We start from the raw sequence: 15,987 nt of genomic DNA on the forward strand, positions 1-15,987 counted from the left end.
AGGCATTCGTATCTCTTTGACTTTTAACCTATACAATCTGTGTGAACACTCGCAACAATAGCGTCAGTAAGGAGGTGATCCAGCCCCAGGTTCCCCTAGGGCTACCTTGTTACGACTTCACCCCAGTCATGAACCACACCGTGGTAAACGCCCTCCCGAAGGTTAAGCTATCTACTTCTGGTGCAGCCCACTCCCATGGTGTGACGGGCGGTGTGTACAAGGCCCGGGAACGTATTCACCGTGGCATTCTGATCCACGATTACTAGCGATTCCGACTTCATGGAGTCGAGTTGCAGACTCCAATCCGGACTACGACAGACTTTAAGGGATTCGCTCCACTTCGCAGCTTCGCTGCCCTCTGTATCTGCCATTGTAGCACGTGTGTAGCCCTACTCGTAAGGGCCATGATGACTTGACGTCGTCCCCACCTTCCTCCGGTTTATCACCGGCAGTCTCCCTGGAGTTCCCACCATTACGTGCTGGCAAACAAGGATAAGGGTTGCGCTCGTTGCGGGACTTAACCCAACATTTCACAACACGAGCTGACGACAGCCATGCAGCACCTGTCTCAGCGCTCCCGAAGGCACTCCTCTATCTCTAAAGGATTCGCTGGATGTCAAGAGTAGGTAAGGTTCTTCGCGTTGCATCGAATTAAACCACATGCTCCACCGCTTGTGCGGGCCCCCGTCAATTCATTTGAGTTTTAACCTTGCGGCCGTACTCCCCAGGCGGTCTACTTAATGCGTTAGCGCCGAAAGCCAAAGTCTTAAACCTCAACCTCCAAGTAGACAGCGTTTACGGCGTGGACTACCAGGGTATCTAATCCTGTTTGCTACCCACGCTTTCGCATCTGAGCGTCAGTCTTTGTCCAGGGGGCCGCCTTCGCCACTGGTATTCCTTCAGATCTCTACGCATTTCACCGCTACACCTGAAATTCTACCCCCCTCTACAAGACTCTAGCCTGCCAGTTTCAAATGCGGTTCCGAGGTTGAGCCCCGGGCTTTCACATCTGACTTAACAAACCGCCTGCATGCGCTTTACGCCCAGTAATTCCGATTAACGCTCGCACCCTCCGTATTACCGCGGCTGCTGGCACGGAGTTAGCCGGTGCTTCTTCTGCAGCTAACGTCAAGCAATGCACGTATTAAGTACACCACCTTCCTCACTGCTGAAAGTGCTTTACAACCCGAAGGCCTTCTTCACACACGCGGCATGGCTGCATCAGGGTCTCCCCCATTGTGCAATATTCCCCACTGCTGCCTCCCGTAGGAGTCTGGGCCGTGTCTCAGTCCCAGTGTGGCTGATCATCCTCTCAAACCAGCTAAGGATCGTTGCCTTGGTAAGCCATTACCTTACCAACTAGCTAATCCTAACTGGGCCCATCCCAACGCGATAGCTTACATGTAGAGGCCACCTTTGGTCCCAGCTCGTAATGAACTAAGACATTATGCGGTATTAGCCGTCGTTTCCAACGGTTATCCCCCTCGTCAGGGCAGGTTCCCAGCCGTTACTCACCCGTCCGCCGCTCGACGTCCAGCAAATCCACCGAAGCTTCAATGCTGCCGTTTCCGCTCGACTTGCATGTGTTAGGCCTGCCGCCAGCGTTCAATCTGAGCCATGATCAAACTCTTCAATTTAAGTTTTGGTGTTTGCTTTCCTATAAAGGAAAGACAAACGGCTCGATAAATACTGTTTTGTTCGTCTCTTACGAGACAAACGAATTGACTGTGCTCCTGTTGGCATCCACTTTTAAAAAAGTGAAATCAAAACAGCTCAAGGCTGCACCAACATGAATTGGTCACTCAGTTCATCGAATAAATCTTTTTGTCTATTCTCAACGAGTGCCCACACAGATTGCATAGGTCAAATTGTTAAAGAGCGCCGCCCAATCTTGAGCGGGAGTGGCATTTTACGCCACTTTGGCATCGAGTCAAGCGTTTTGTTTGCTTGGCTGTTTTGCCGTTGTTGGCGCGGTTTGCCGTGCCAACGAGAAGCGCATTATAGAGAGGTAATTTTGTGACGCAAGGGGTTTTTAAGAAAAACTTTCCAGGCGAACAAAAACCCAGCAAGGTGCGTTATTAGTGAGCATTTCCACGCTAAAACGAGGCAGAAAGCCACCTAAAATTGGTGGCTTTCGGCCGATAAGCCCTTATTAGTCCTGTTTTGCGATGATTTGGTCGTTTTCAACATCAAGGAAAACAGGTCGCCCTGGTACAAGCTCGCCACTTAGAATTTGCTGAGCCAGTGGGTTTTCAATCGTCTGCTGGATAGCACGTTTTAATGGACGCGCGCCATAGACAGGATCGAAGCCACCTTTGGCGACTTTCGCTAAGGCCATGTCAGACACCTCAAGCTTAAAGTCTCTTTCGGCCATACGGTGGGCCAGCTCTTGCATCTGCAGTCCCGCAATCTCTTTGATGTGGTCTTCGGCTAATGGATGGAAAACCACCGCTTCATCGATTCGGTTGATGAACTCTGGACGGAAATGATTGGCAGCCACTTCCATCACGGTGCGTTTTATACCCGCATAGTCCAATTCACCGAAATGCGCCTGAATCTGCTCCGACCCAAGGTTTGACGTCATGATCACCACCGCATTGCGAAAGTCGACGGTGCGGCCTTGACCATCCGTCAGGCGACCATCATCCAGCACCTGTAGCAAGATGTTAAACACATCCGAGTGGGCTTTCTCTATCTCATCAAGCAGAATGACAGAGTAAGGGCGACGACGTACTGCTTCGGTCAGATACCCCCCTTCTTCATAACCCACATAACCTGGAGGTGCCCCCACAAGGCGAGCCACGGAATGCTTCTCCATAAATTCGGACATATCAATCCGTACCATGGCATCTCGGCTGTCAAACATGAATTCAGCCAGTGATTTACAAAGTTCGGTTTTACCTACCCCTGTTGGGCCCAAGAAGAGAAATGAACCAATCGGGCGATTCGGATCCGCCAAACCAGCACGGCTACGGCGAATAGCATTACCAACAGCGCTCACCGCTTCATCTTGCCCTATCACGCGTTCATGCAATGCCGACTCCATCTTGAGCAGCTTTTCTTTTTCGCTTTCAAGCATACGCGACACTGGAATGCCTGTCTGGCGTGCGATAACATCTGCGATCTCCGCATCCGTGACACGGTTTTTAAGCAACGTCATTTCCTGCATCTCTGCCTGACTGGCAAGATCCAATTGCTTCTCTAGCTCAGGGATCTTGCCGTATTGCAGCTCTGACATCCGGCTCAAATCACCAGCTCGACGAGCGATTTCCATGTCAGTACGTGCTTGCTCTAACGCCGCTTTAATGTGTTGTGCACCAGACACAGCAGCTTTTTCAGTGTTCCAGACCTCTTCCAATTCTGCGTACTCACGCTCTTTTGCTTCTAACTCGTCGCGAAGCGTTTCTAAGCGCTTTTGGCTCGCACTGTCTTCTTCTTTTTCCAGCGCTTGCTGCTCTATCTTCAGTTGCACAATGCGACGCTCAAGCCTGTCGAGTGAGTCTGGCTTAGAGTCTATTTGCATCCGAATACTAGACGCAGCCTCGTCGATCAGATCGATGGCTTTATCTGGCAGCTGCCGATCAGCAATATAGCGGTGTGACAAACTCGCAGCAGCCACGATAGCCGGGTCGGTAATTTCTACCGCATGATGCAATTCATAACGCTCTTTGAGGCCTCGCAAAATGGCCACCGTGTCTTCGACATTTGGCTCACTCACCAACACTTTTTGGAAACGACGCTCTAATGCAGCATCTTTCTCCACATACTGCCGATACTCATCCAGCGTGGTTGCCCCAACACAATGTAGCTCCCCACGAGCCAACGCCGGCTTCAACATGTTGCCCGCATCCATCGCTCCTTCGGCTTTGCCTGCACCGACCATGGTGTGTAATTCATCGATGAAGAGAATGACATTGCCTTCTTCTTTCGCAAGTTCATTCAGCACCGCTTTTAAACGTTCTTCGAATTCACCACGGTATTTCGCACCGGCCACCAACGAACCCATGTCTAGCGAGAGAACGCGTTTTTTGCGTAGCCCTTCAGGAACCTCACCGTTGACGATACGCTGAGCTAAGCCTTCCACAATGGCGGTTTTACCGACACCGGGTTCACCAATCAGCACTGGGTTATTTTTGGTGCGGCGTTGTAACACTTGCACCGTACGACGGATTTCATCATCGCGACCGATAACAGGGTCGAGCTTGCCTTGTTCTGCACGCTCAGTAAGATCGATGGTGAATTTTTCAAGGGCTTGGCGGTTCTCTTCCGCGTTTGGATCATCGACTTGCTGGCCGCCACGGACTTTCTCTATCGCTTCTTCAACCTTTTGCGACGTCAAACCGTGGCTACGTAACAGCTCGCCCAACTGGCCTTTGTCTTCCACCGCAGCCAAAACAAAAAGCTCTGACGAGATATATTTGTCTTTACGCTTTTGCGAGATTTTGTCGCACAGATTAAATAGCGTGCCTAGGTGGTTTGAAAGCTGTACTTCGCCACCCGTACCAGTGACTTGTGGTAGGCGGTCCAATAACTCAGAAAGACTGGAACGCAACTGACTCACATCCACGTTCAGCATGGTCAATAACGGGCGGATGGCACTGCTGTCTTGGTTCAGGAGCGCGGTCATCAAGTGAACAGGCTCGATGTATTGGTGATCTCGCCCTAATGCGAGTGATTGCGCATCAGATATCGCAATTTGAAATTTGCTCGTAAATCGGTCAAGGCGCATAGTTCCTCCCACTTAACACCTCTAATTGATGAATAAATGGGCACGATTGAAGCGCTTTTCAAGCACCTTTGTCGATTTTATTTCACCCGCCAGATGCAGGTTGCCATCCGGCCTGTTTGCCCATCTCGTCGATATGAATAGAACTGGTCAGCTTGTTGATAGGTACAGACCCCTCCCCCATAGATCGCTGTCACACCTACCTGCCTAAGTCGTTGCGTCGCGAGCATATAAAGATCAGCCAAGTACTTGTGGTTGTCAGTAGGCATAAAGGCGACCTTGGCTTCCGGTGACAAAGCGGTAAATGCCTGATACACATCTTCTCCCACCTCAAAAGCTTGGGGACCAATCGCAGGCCCCAGCCAAACGAGGCATCGGCTTGGTTCCTCAAACATCGATAATGTTGATTCCAGCACACCATGTAATAATCCGCGCCAACCTGCGTGGGCTGCCGCGACTTGCTGACCATCGTCACTGCAAAAAAGTACTGGCAAACAATCAGCCGTCATGATGGTACAGACTTGGCCCGTTGTTTCGGCGAAGGCCGCATCTGCCTTGGGGTGAGGGTCCTCACTTGGAAGGCACGCGACCTGCGTGCCATGTACTTGGTCCAGCCAGGTAATATCGCCTCCGACCTGCTTTGCAAGTAGCAGTCGGTTTTTTACAACATCATCAGGTGTGTCGCCAACATGCATACCCAAGTTCCAACCCGAAAAGCGCCCATGGCTCACGCCACCAACACGCGTGGTCGTCAGCGCACGTACATTGCTTGGGGCTGGCCAATCGGGCTGGAGGTAGCACATCAGTATTCCTCTTCTCCATATTGGCTTTGATCATCCCTTAGCAGCTCAGTCAGGGCGACCATGTCATCTGGAATCGGTGCATGCCATTCCATTTGCTCGCCAGTGACGGGATGATCTAAACGTAGCATGGCCGCATGTAGCGCCTGGCGCCGGAATTGGCGTAAGCCTTGGATGAGCTCATCATCGGCATGACGAGGTGGTTTAGCCTTGCCACCATATAGCGGATCGCCCACTAAAGGGTGGTTTAAATAAGCCATATGGACTCGGATCTGGTGGGTCCGGCCCGTTTCCAAGCGCAAACGTAACCGCGTGTGACCACGAAAATGCTCAGCCACACGGTAGTGGGTGATCGCGGGCTTACCTAATTCATGCACCGCCATGTGGGTACGTTTCGTTGCGTGGCGGCCAATCGGCTTATCCACCAAACCACCACCGGTCATATTGCCAATCGCAATCGCTTCGTACTCACGGGTGATTTTCCGCTTCTGTAGCGCCCGAACTAAACGTGTTTGTGCCGGGATCGTTTTGGCGACCACCATCAAGCCAGTAGTGTCTTTGTCCAAACGATGGACTATCCCTGCTCGAGGCACATCTGCTATTGCGGGATACCGATATAACAAGCCATTGAGCAAGGTGCCGTCTGGGCAGCCCGCTCCCGGATGCACTACAAGTCCTGCAGGTTTATTGATCACTAACAGGTCGTCATCTTCAAAAACCACGTCCAATGGAATATCTTGCGGGATCCAACGGTCATCGTCCTCGATTTCCGCGGTGATCTCGACGTTTTCCCCTCCCATCACTTTTTGACGCGGTTTATCAATAGCCACGCCATTGAGTGACACCTGACCGGCTTGGATCCAGGTTTTGATCCGAGAGCGCGAGTAATCAGGAAACAGCTCAGCGATAGCTTGGTCGAGCCGCTGACCTAGTTGATGATCTTGGATCTGATGGGATAACTCTATCTGTTGTGCCATATCGAACTTTTCTGTGATTTCTATGACTAAACCCTTGCGACAGTCGTTATAGTGGCGCTTGGCATATCGCCTGCAAACGCCTTTTGCTATAGTCGCCTGTCACTGGATAAAATAGCCGGAATAATGACATTGTATCTGTTTGCCGCTGCGACCGTAATCCAGATGGCATAAAAACTTTTCAAGGAAGTGCGATAACCCATGAAACGCCTAACCCTGACTGCGCTACTCGCAGCCTCTCTACTCGCCGGTTGTTCAAGCAACGACCAAGTCGTTCAAGACGATCCGCCATCCAAACTGTATCAGGATGCTGAAGCGCAGTTAAATCAAGGGGCTTGGATAACCGCGATTGAAAAGCTTGAAGCACTGGATTCACGCTATCCTTTTGGTGCTTATTCTGATCAAGTGCAGCTGGACCTTATTTATGCATATTACAAAAATGATGACTTAGCTTTGGCCGAAGCCACGATTGATCGTTTTATGCGTATGCACCCAGCGCACTCAGAAAGTGACTGGGTGGTTTATATGCGTGGTCTTGTCCATATGGGCCAAGATCGTAGCCTCATTCACGACATCCTACGTATGGAGCGGGATGACAGAGACCCGCAACCAGCACGTAAAGCCTTTGCCGATTTTCGTCGCTTACTTGAGCGCTATCCCAACAGTGAGTATGCCGCAGATGCCAAAGCGCGGATGACCGCATTGAAAAACCGCCTTGCTAACTATGAGCTCGCCGCCGCTGATTACTACATCCGTCGAGAAGCTTGGGTTGCCGCGGTTAACCGTTGCCAGGCGTTGCAGCGTGACTTCCCTGATACAGAAGCAGCACGCGCATCGTTACCCTTGATGCTTAAAGCCTATGAAAAACTCGGACTCGACGAACCGGCAGAGCGAACAAGAAAACTTATCGCTAAGAATCCAGCGTAATAACGGCTAACAAGCTTGCTAATAAAAACCTCCGCCAAGGAGGTTTTTTTATATCTATAGATCAGCGGCGCCAAGAAAGCTTCGTCGAGTATAATTGTAATCAACGCTCAGCTTCAGCGCTGAGTGAGAACAGCCACACGCTTGTCGATGTATAACGGTTTAGAGAGTTGGAGAAGCAGCAGGTTATTGAGGCAAAACGCGCACAATGTTGGTTTAGACACAAAAAAGCCCTGACCGTCAGGTCAGGGCTCTGTATTTTCTCATCAAAGTCTTACATCTATCTGCTTTGATGCTTACATTGCGAGCTATGCGTAGGGATTTTTGAAGCGAGACGCGCAGTGTATGCCAATACATGAGCATCGCAGCTATCAAAAATCGCAAGCAATAGGCGCAATTTATAATCAAAGCCTGGCGATGTCCTACTCTCACATGGGGAGACCCCACACTACCATCGGCGCTGCTTCGTTTCACTACTGAGTTCGGCATGGAGTCAGGTGGGTCCAAAGCGCTATGGTCGCCAAGCAAATTCGGTAATCTAGAAAGCTGTTCGTTCTCGCCACAATCAACTGGCTTATTTCAAGTCCAACCCAAAACCTCTTGGGTGTTGTATGGTTAAGCCTCACGGGCAATTAGTACAGGTTAGCTCAACGCCTCACAGCGCTTACACACCCTGCCTATCAACGTCGTCGTCTACGACAACCCTTTAGAGAGCTCGAAGCTCTAGGGATGACTCATCTCGGGGCCAGCTTCGCGCTTAGATGCTTTCAGCGCTTATCTGTGCCGAACTTAGCTACCGGGCAATGCGTCTGGCGACACAACCCGAACACCAGCGGTTCGTCCACTCCGGTCCTCTCGTACTAGGAGCAGCTCCCCTCAATCATCCAACGCCCACGGCAGATAGGGACCGAACTGTCTCACGACGTTCTAAACCCAGCTCGCGTACCACTTTAAATGGCGAACAGCCATACCCTTGGGACCGACTTCAGCCCCAGGATGTGATGAGCCGACATCGAGGTGCCAAACACCGCCGTCGATATGAACTCTTGGGCGGTATCAGCCTGTTATCCCCGGAGTACCTTTTATCCGTTGAGCGATGGCCCTTCCATTCAGAACCACCGGATCACTATGACCTACTTTCGTACCTGCTCGAGCCGTCACTCTCGCAGTTAAGCGGGCTTATGCCATTGCACTAACCTCACGATGTCCGACCGTGATTAGCCCACCTTCGTGCTCCTCCGTTACGCTTTGGGAGGAGACCGCCCCAGTCAAACTACCCACCAGGCACTGTCCTCACCCCGGATAACGGGGCTAAGTTAGAACATCAAACATACAAGGGTGGTATTTCAAGGATGGCTCCACAGCAACTGGCGTCGCCGCTTCAAAGCCTCCCACCTATCCTACACATGTAGGCTCAATGTTCAGTGCCAAGCTGTAGTAAAGGTTCACGGGGTCTTTCCGTCTAGCCGCGGGTACACAGCATCTTCACTGCGATTTCAATTTCACTGAGTCTCGGGTGGAGACAGCGTGGCCATCATTACGCCATTCGTGCAGGTCGGAACTTACCCGACAAGGAATTTCGCTACCTTAGGACCGTTATAGTTACGGCCGCCGTTTACCGGGGCTTCAATCAATGGCTTCTCTTGCGATAACCACATCAATTAACCTTCCGGCACCGGGCAGGCGTCACACCGTATACGTCATCTTTCGATTTTGCACAGTGCTGTGTTTTTAATAAACAGTTGCAGCCACCTGGTATCTGCGACTGCCCATAGCTCCATCCGCAAGGGACTTCACCGCGGGCAGCGTACCTTCTCCCGAAGTTACGGTACCATTTTGCCTAGTTCCTTCACCCGAGTTCTCTCAAGCGCCTTGGTATTCTCTACCCGACCACCTGTGTCGGTTTGGAGTACGGTTGCTACTTACCTGAAGCTTAGAGGCTTTTCCCGGAAGCATGGCATCAATGACTTCACCACCTTGGTGGCTCGACATCGTGTCTCGGCCTTGATTTCCCGGATTTGCCTAAGAAATCAGCCTACGCACTTGAACCTGGACTACCATCGCCAGGCCCACCTAGCCTTCTCCGTCCCCCCATCGCAGTAAGTAGCAGTACGGGAATATTAACCCGTTTCCCATCGACTACGCCTTTCGGCCTCGCCTTAGGGGCCGACTTACCCTGCCCCGATTAACGTTGGACAGGAACCCTTGGTCTTCCGGCGAGGAGGTTTTTCACCCCCTTTATCGTTACTCATGTCAGCATTCGCACTTGTGATACCTCCAGCATGCCTCTCAGCACACCTTCAACAGCTTACACAACGCTCCCCTACCCAATATCCATAAGGACATTGCCGCAGCTTCGGTGTATCGCTTAGCCCCGTTACATCTTCCGCGCAGGCCGACTCGACCAGTGAGCTATTACGCTTTCTTTAAATGATGGCTGCTTCTAAGCCAACATCCTGGCTGTCTGAGCCTTCCCACATCGTTTCCCACTTAGCGATAACTTTGGGACCTTAGCTGGCGGTCTGGGTTGTTTCCCTCTCCACGACGGACGTTAGCACCCGCCGTGTGTCTCCCGGATAGTACTTACTGGTATTCGGAGTTTGCAAAGGGTTGGTAAGTCGGGATGACCCCCTAGCCTTAACAGTGCTCTACCCCCAGTAGTATTCGTCCGAGGCGCTACCTAAATAGCTTTCGGGGAGAACCAGCTATCTCCGAGTTTGATTGGCCTTTCACCCCTAGCCACAGGTCATCTCCTAACTTTTCAACGTTAGTGAGTTCGGTCCTCCAGTTGATGTTACTCAACCTTCAACCTGCCCATGGCTAGATCACTCGGTTTCGGGTCTAATGCAAGCAACTCGACGCCCAGTTAAGACTCGGTTTCCCTACGGCTCCCCTATGCGGTTAACCTTGCTACTTACATTAAGTCGCTGACCCATTATACAAAAGGTACGCGGTCACCCCACTAGGAGGCTCCCACTGCTTGTACGTAGACGGTTTCAGGTTCTATTTCACTCCCCTCACAGGGGTTCTTTTCGCCTTTCCCTCACGGTACTGGTTCACTATCGGTCAGTCAGGAGTATTTAGCCTTGGAGGATGGTCCCCCCATGTTCAGACAAGATATCACGTGTCCCGTCCTACTCGTTTTCACGACTAAGGCGCCGTCGGCTACGGGGCTATCACCCTTTATTGCCAGGTTTTCCAACCTGTTCACCTAACGCCTAAGCCGCTTAAGGGCTGCTCCGGGTTCGCTCGCCGCTACTGCCGGAATCTCAATTGATTTCTTTTCCTTCGGGTACTTAGATGTTTCAGTTCCCCGAGTTCGCCTCTTAGCGCTATGTATTCACGCTAAGATACCTGCTTATGCAGGTGGGTTTCCCCATTCGGACATCGATGGCTCAAATGCTTCTTACCAGCTCACCATCGCTTTTCGCAGGTTAGTACGTCCTTCATCGCCTCTGACTGCCAAGGCATCCACCGTCTACGCTTAATCACTTAACCATACAACCCCAAAAGGTCTTTTTGCTCGATCTTTCTCTTTTATACGGCCTCTTGCTCACCGTTTGCTTGGTCACGTAACACGTTACGCTCCCAGCGACAAACGCCTCGCGCGAGATTGTCTAAAAAAGAAATCTGCGTCGCAAAACCACTGAGTGTTGAATCATCAACTAATTAAGGTTTTGTTTTTGCCGGACTCAAAATAGAGACTTTGCTTATTACTAAGACAAAGCCCAAGCACACTTGATTGTGTGAGTGACATTACATGTCACTGATTGAGAACTTTACTGTCATTCTTTAAGAATGACTTGTCAGCTTTCCAGATTGTTAAAGAGCATGTCGTTTATTGCTAAATAAACCACTTTGTAACCACACTCGAAAGTATGTTTATAAAGTGGCGTCCCATAGGGGAGTCGAACCCCTGTTACCGCCGTGAAAGGGCGGTGTCCTAGGCCTCTAGACGAATGGGACACACTGATATGTTTGGGAACATATCCTCTTTAATACTTCAACCTATACAATCTGTGTGAACACTCGCAAAAATAGCGTCAGTAAGGAGGTGATCCAGCCCCAGGTTCCCCTAGGGCTACCTTGTTACGACTTCACCCCAGTCATGAACCACACCGTGGTAAACGCCCTCCCGAAGGTTAAGCTATCTACTTCTGGTGCAGCCCACTCCCATGGTGTGACGGGCGGTGTGTACAAGGCCCGGGAACGTATTCACCGTGGCATTCTGATCCACGATTACTAGCGATTCCGACTTCATGGAGTCGAGTTGCAGACTCCAATCCGGACTACGACAGACTTTAAGGGATTCGCTCCACTTCGCAGCTTCGCTGCCCTCTGTATCTGCCATTGTAGCACGTGTGTAGCCCTACTCGTAAGGGCCATGATGACTTGACGTCGTCCCCACCTTCCTCCGGTTTATCACCGGCAGTCTCCCTGGAGTTCCCACCATTATGTGCTGGCAAACAAGGATAAGGGTTGCGCTCGTTGCGGGACTTAACCCAACATTTCACAACACGAGCTGACGACAGCCATGCAGCACCTGTCTCAGAGCTCCCGAAGGCACCAATCCATCTCTGGAAAGTTCTCTGGATGTCAAGAGTAGGTAAGGTTCTTCGCGTTGCATCGAATTAAACCACATGCTCCACCGCTTGTGCGGGCCCCCGTCAATTCATTTGAGTTTTAACCTTGCGGCCGTACTCCCCAGGCGGTCTACTTAATGCGTTAGCGCCGAAAGCCAAAGTCTTAAACCTCAACCTCCAAGTAGACAGCGTTTACGGCGTGGACTACCAGGGTATCTAATCCTGTTTGCTACCCACGCTTTCGCATCTGAGCGTCAGTCTTTGTCCAGGGGGCCGCCTTCGCCACTGGTATTCCTTCAGATCTCTACGCATTTCACCGCTACACCTGAAATTCTACCCCCCTCTACAAGACTCTAGCCTGCCAGTTTCAAATGCGGTTCCGAGGTTGAGCCCCGGGCTTTCACATCTGACTTAACAAACCGCCTGCATGCGCTTTACGCCCAGTAATTCCGATTAACGCTCGCACCCTCCGTATTACCGCGGCTGCTGGCACGGAGTTAGCCGGTGCTTCTTCTGCAGCTAACGTCAAGCAATGCACGTATTAAGTACATTACCTTCCTCACTGCTGAAAGTGCTTTACAACCCGAAGGCCTTCTTCACACACGCGGCATGGCTGCATCAGGGTCTCCCCCATTGTGCAATATTCCCCACTGCTGCCTCCCGTAGGAGTCTGGGCCGTGTCTCAGTCCCAGTGTGGCTGATCATCCTCTCAAACCAGCTAAGGATCGTTGCCTTGGTAAGCCATTACCTTACCAACTAGCTAATCCTAACTGGGCCCATCCCAACGCGATAGCTTACATGTAGAGGCCACCTTTGGTCCCAGCTCGTAATGAACTAAGACATTATGCGGTATTAGCCGTCGTTTCCAACGGTTATCCCCCTCGTCAGGGCAGGTTCCCAGCCGTTACTCACCCGTCCGCCGCTCGACGTCCAGCAAATCCACCGAAGCTTCAATGCTGCCGTTTCCGCTCGACTTGCATGTGTTAGGCCTGCCGCCAGCGTTCAATCTGAGCCATGATCAAACTCTTCAATTTAAGTTTTTTTGTTCGCTTTCCCAAAAGGAAAGACAAACGGCTCGATAAATACTGTTTTGTTCGTCTCTTACGAGACAAACGAATTGACTGTGCTCCTGTTGGCATCCACTTTTAAAAAAGTGAAATCAAAACAGCTCAAGGCTGCACCAACATGAATTGGTCACTCAGTTCATCGAATAAATCTTTTTGTCTATTCTCAACGAGTGCCCACACAGATTGCATAGGTCAAATTGTTAAAGAGCATGTTGACTTCGTGGTCGGCATTTCGTGACTTGCGTCTCGTTGCCCCGTCAACAGGAAGCGCAGTATAGAGATCTCAGTTTTTACCGCAACCCCTTTTTTTAAAAAAAATCTCACCTGAGCGAAATTCGTACAAAACAAGTTTTTTTGTCTATTTTACCCCCTATATTTTGCCGCCAGTGTTCACCTTGGCTTACATGCCCGATCGTATCTTTCACTCTTCTCCACTCAAAATGAGGCATACATCATAAAAATTGGCTGGTAGCATGGCTCACCTGTTTCTCACTTGGGAGTCATCGATATGAAGCATTGGCTTTTTCTAGGGTTTGCTATTGTGGCAGAGGTGATTGCAACCGCATCACTCAAAAACAGTGACGGCTTTTCTAAGCTCGTTCCTTCGATATTAGTGGTGGTGGGATACAGTTTCTCTTTTTATCTACTCGCCCTCACTTTGCGCGCAATTCCCGTAGGCATCGCCTATGCCATATGGGCCGGCGCGGGCGTGACATTGATTGCTTTAATTGGTTGGCTGGTCTTTGATCAAAAGCTGGATGCGCCGGCGGTGATCGGAATGGCATTGATTGTCTCTGGTGTGGCCGTGATGAACATATTCTCATCCACCTCAACACACTAAAGATTAAAAATAGATCCTGACAGCACACAACGAAAAAACCCAGCCGAAGCTGGGTTTTTTCATTTCAGGGAGGGAGAGGCGATTACATCATGCCGCCCATTCCGCCCATGCCACCCATACCAGCAGCAGCGCCCATATCAGCACCACCGTCTTTTTGTGGCAGATCGGTAACCATGGCTTCAGTGGTGATCATCAGACCCGCAACAGAGGCAGCGAACTGTAGTGCACTACGTGTTACTTTGGTTGGGTCAAGAATACCCATCTCAATCATGTCACCGTATTCGCCGGTTGATGCATTGTAGCCAAAGTGGTTCTCGCCAGATTTCACTTTGTTAGCAACCACTGAGTCTTCGTCACCCGCGTTAGTCGCGATTTGACGAAGTGGTGATTCCATAGCGCGCAGTGCGACACGGATGCCCACGTTTTGCTCTTCGTTATCACCTTTCAGCTCGCCAACTTTGCTCGCTGCGCGAATAAGCGCAACGCCACCACCGGCAACCACGCCTTCTTCAACCGCCGCACGTGTTGCGTGCAGAGCATCTTCAACGCGATCTTTCTTCTCTTTCATCTCGACTTCAGTCGCCGCACCGACTTTGATCACCGCAACACCGCCAGCTAGCTTAGCTACACGCTCTTGCAGTTTTTCTTTGTCGTAATCAGACGTCGCTTCTTCGATTTGCTGACGAATTTGCGCAACACGCCCTTCAATCGCAGCTTCCTCACCCACACCGTCAACGATGGTGGTGTTGTCTTTGGTGACGGTAACACGCTTAGCTTGACCCAGGTCTTCCAACGTCACTTTCTCTAGGTCCATGCCGATTTCTTCAGAAACCACAGTACCTGCTGTCAAGGTTGCGATATCTTGCAGCATCGCTTTACGACGGTCACCAAAGCCAGGGGCTTTCACTGCAGCGACTTTAACGATGCCACGCATGTTGTTAACCACCAAGGTTGCCAGCGCTTCACCTTCAAGGTCTTCTGCAATAATAAGCAGTGGACGAGAGGCTTTAGAAACCGCTTCAAGGGTTGGTAGCAGCTCGCGAATGTTCGACACTTTTTTGTCGATCAGCAGGATAAATGGGTTATCCAGCTCAACGTTACCGGCTTCTTGGTTATTGATGAAGTAAGGAGACAGGTAACCACGGTCGAACTGCATGCCTTCGACGACGCTCAGTTCGTCTTGCAGTGATTGACCTTCTTCAACGGTGATGACACCGTCACGACCGACTTTTTCCATCGCTTGTGCGATAATTTTACCAACGGTGTGGTCAGAGTTGGCAGAAATAGTGCCCACTTGCTCAATCGCATTGTTGCTGGTGCAAGGCGCAGACAGTTTTTTCAACTCTTCAACCGCCGCAACAACCGCTTTGTCGATACCGCGCTTTAGATCCATTGGGTTCATGCCTGCCGCTACTGCTTTCAAGCCTTCATTAACAATGGATTGCGCCAATACTGTAGCGGTAGTCGTACCGTCACCCGCAGCGTCGTTTGATTGAGACGCTACTTCTTTCACCATTTGTGCGCCCATGTTCTGGAACTTGTCTTCCAGTTCAATTTCACGTGCAACAGAGACACCATCTTTGGTGATGGTTGGGGCACCGAATGATTTGTCTAGTACTACGTTACGGCCTTTAGGGCCCAGTGTGACTTTCACGGCATCAGCCAGAACATTCACACCTTCGAGCATTTTCGCACGCGCGTCGTCACTAAATTTAACGTCTTTAGCAGCCATGATTCTATTCCTTTCTTACATTATTGATTGGAGGTGAAATGAATTATTCAACGATTGCCATGATGTCGCTTTCAGACAAGATCAGAACTTCTTGACCCTCGATTTTTTCCGTCTTGGTGCCAAAGCCTTCAGAGAAGATAACAGTGTCACCCACTTGAACGTCCAATGGCTGCACGTTGCCGTTTTCAAGAATACGGCCTTTGCCTACCGCCAGCACTTTGCCGCGGGTAGACTTTTCTGCAGCAGAACCAGTTAACACGATGCCGCCCGCTGATTTAGACTCAGCTTCTTGGCGCTCAACGATAACGCGATCATGTAGTGGACGAATGTTCATCGGTCG

General features: G+C 50.7%; 7 protein-coding genes, 1 tRNA gene and 4 rRNA genes. 2 read left to right on the forward strand and 10 right to left on the reverse strand.

Annotated elements, in window-relative coordinates:
• Positions 1–67: 67 nt before the first annotated feature.
• The 4 genes from N8M53_RS11780 to rluD form a co-directional block, all read right to left on the reverse strand.
• Positions 68–1,637: ribosomal RNA gene (locus N8M53_RS11780) — 16S ribosomal RNA — on the reverse strand.
• A 515-nt stretch (positions 1,638–2,152) separates the two neighbouring features.
• Entirely contained in the window at positions 2,153–4,729 is a 2,577-nt protein-coding gene (gene clpB / locus N8M53_RS11785) for an ATP-dependent chaperone ClpB (protein ID WP_269578916.1), read from the reverse strand.
• Positions 4,730–4,806: 77 nt separating this feature from the next.
• The gene (pgeF, locus tag N8M53_RS11790; RefSeq protein WP_269578917.1) at positions 4,807–5,529 is read right to left on the reverse strand and encodes a peptidoglycan editing factor PgeF; all 723 of its coding nucleotides are present in this window, start codon (positions 5,527–5,529) and stop codon (positions 4,807–4,809) included.
• The gene (rluD, locus tag N8M53_RS11795; protein WP_269578918.1) at positions 5,529–6,503 is read right to left on the reverse strand and encodes a 23S rRNA pseudouridine(1911/1915/1917) synthase RluD; all 975 of its coding nucleotides are present in this window, start codon (positions 6,501–6,503) and stop codon (positions 5,529–5,531) included. Before rluD ends, pgeF begins: the two co-directional genes overlap by 1 nt.
• 198 nt (positions 6,504–6,701) lie before the next feature.
• Between rluD and bamD the strand changes: the two genes are divergently transcribed.
• A complete protein-coding gene (gene bamD / locus N8M53_RS11800) occupies positions 6,702–7,427 on the forward strand; it encodes an outer membrane protein assembly factor BamD (RefSeq protein WP_077523552.1) in 726 nt (241 codons plus the stop codon).
• 406 nt (positions 7,428–7,833) lie between these two features.
• On the opposite strand, the gene rrf is transcribed toward bamD, so the two are convergent.
• The 4 genes from rrf to N8M53_RS11820 all read right to left on the reverse strand — a co-directional run bounded on the left by rrf (position 7,834) and on the right by N8M53_RS11820 (position 13,041).
• A 5S ribosomal RNA gene (gene rrf / locus N8M53_RS11805) occupies positions 7,834–7,949 on the reverse strand.
• An 86-nt stretch (positions 7,950–8,035) separates the two neighbouring features.
• Positions 8,036–10,922 (reverse strand): 23S ribosomal RNA (locus N8M53_RS11810).
• A 392-nt stretch (positions 10,923–11,314) separates the two neighbouring features.
• A tRNA-Glu gene (locus N8M53_RS11815) sits at positions 11,315–11,390 on the reverse strand.
• 81 nt (positions 11,391–11,471) lie between these two features.
• Positions 11,472–13,041, reverse strand: a 16S ribosomal RNA gene (locus N8M53_RS11820).
• The 16S, 23S and 5S rRNA genes sit together here with 1 tRNA gene alongside, the layout of an rRNA operon.
• Positions 13,042–13,582: 541 nt before the next feature.
• On the opposite strand from N8M53_RS11820, the gene N8M53_RS11825 reads away from it, so the two are divergent.
• The gene (locus N8M53_RS11825; protein ID WP_269578919.1) at positions 13,583–13,915 is read left to right on the forward strand and encodes an SMR family transporter; all 333 of its coding nucleotides are present in this window, start codon (positions 13,583–13,585) and stop codon (positions 13,913–13,915) included.
• Between the two features lie 82 nt (positions 13,916–13,997).
• Here N8M53_RS11825 and groL read toward each other — a convergent pair whose 3' ends face one another.
• Together groL and N8M53_RS11835 are read right to left on the reverse strand one after the other, a co-directional pair.
• A complete protein-coding gene (gene groL / locus N8M53_RS11830) occupies positions 13,998–15,647 on the reverse strand; it encodes a chaperonin GroEL (RefSeq protein ID WP_269578920.1) in 1,650 nt (549 codons plus the stop codon).
• Between the two features lie 43 nt (positions 15,648–15,690).
• On the reverse strand, positions 15,691–15,981 hold the full coding sequence (locus tag N8M53_RS11835) for a co-chaperone GroES (protein WP_046074554.1): 291 nt from the start codon (positions 15,979–15,981) through the stop codon (positions 15,691–15,693).
• Between the last annotated feature and the right edge of the window lie 6 nt (positions 15,982–15,987).

Origin of the sequence: Salinivibrio kushneri (genome assembly GCF_027286325.1) — a bacterium.
Taxonomy (GTDB): Bacteria; Pseudomonadota; Gammaproteobacteria; order Enterobacterales; family Vibrionaceae; genus Salinivibrio; species Salinivibrio kushneri_A.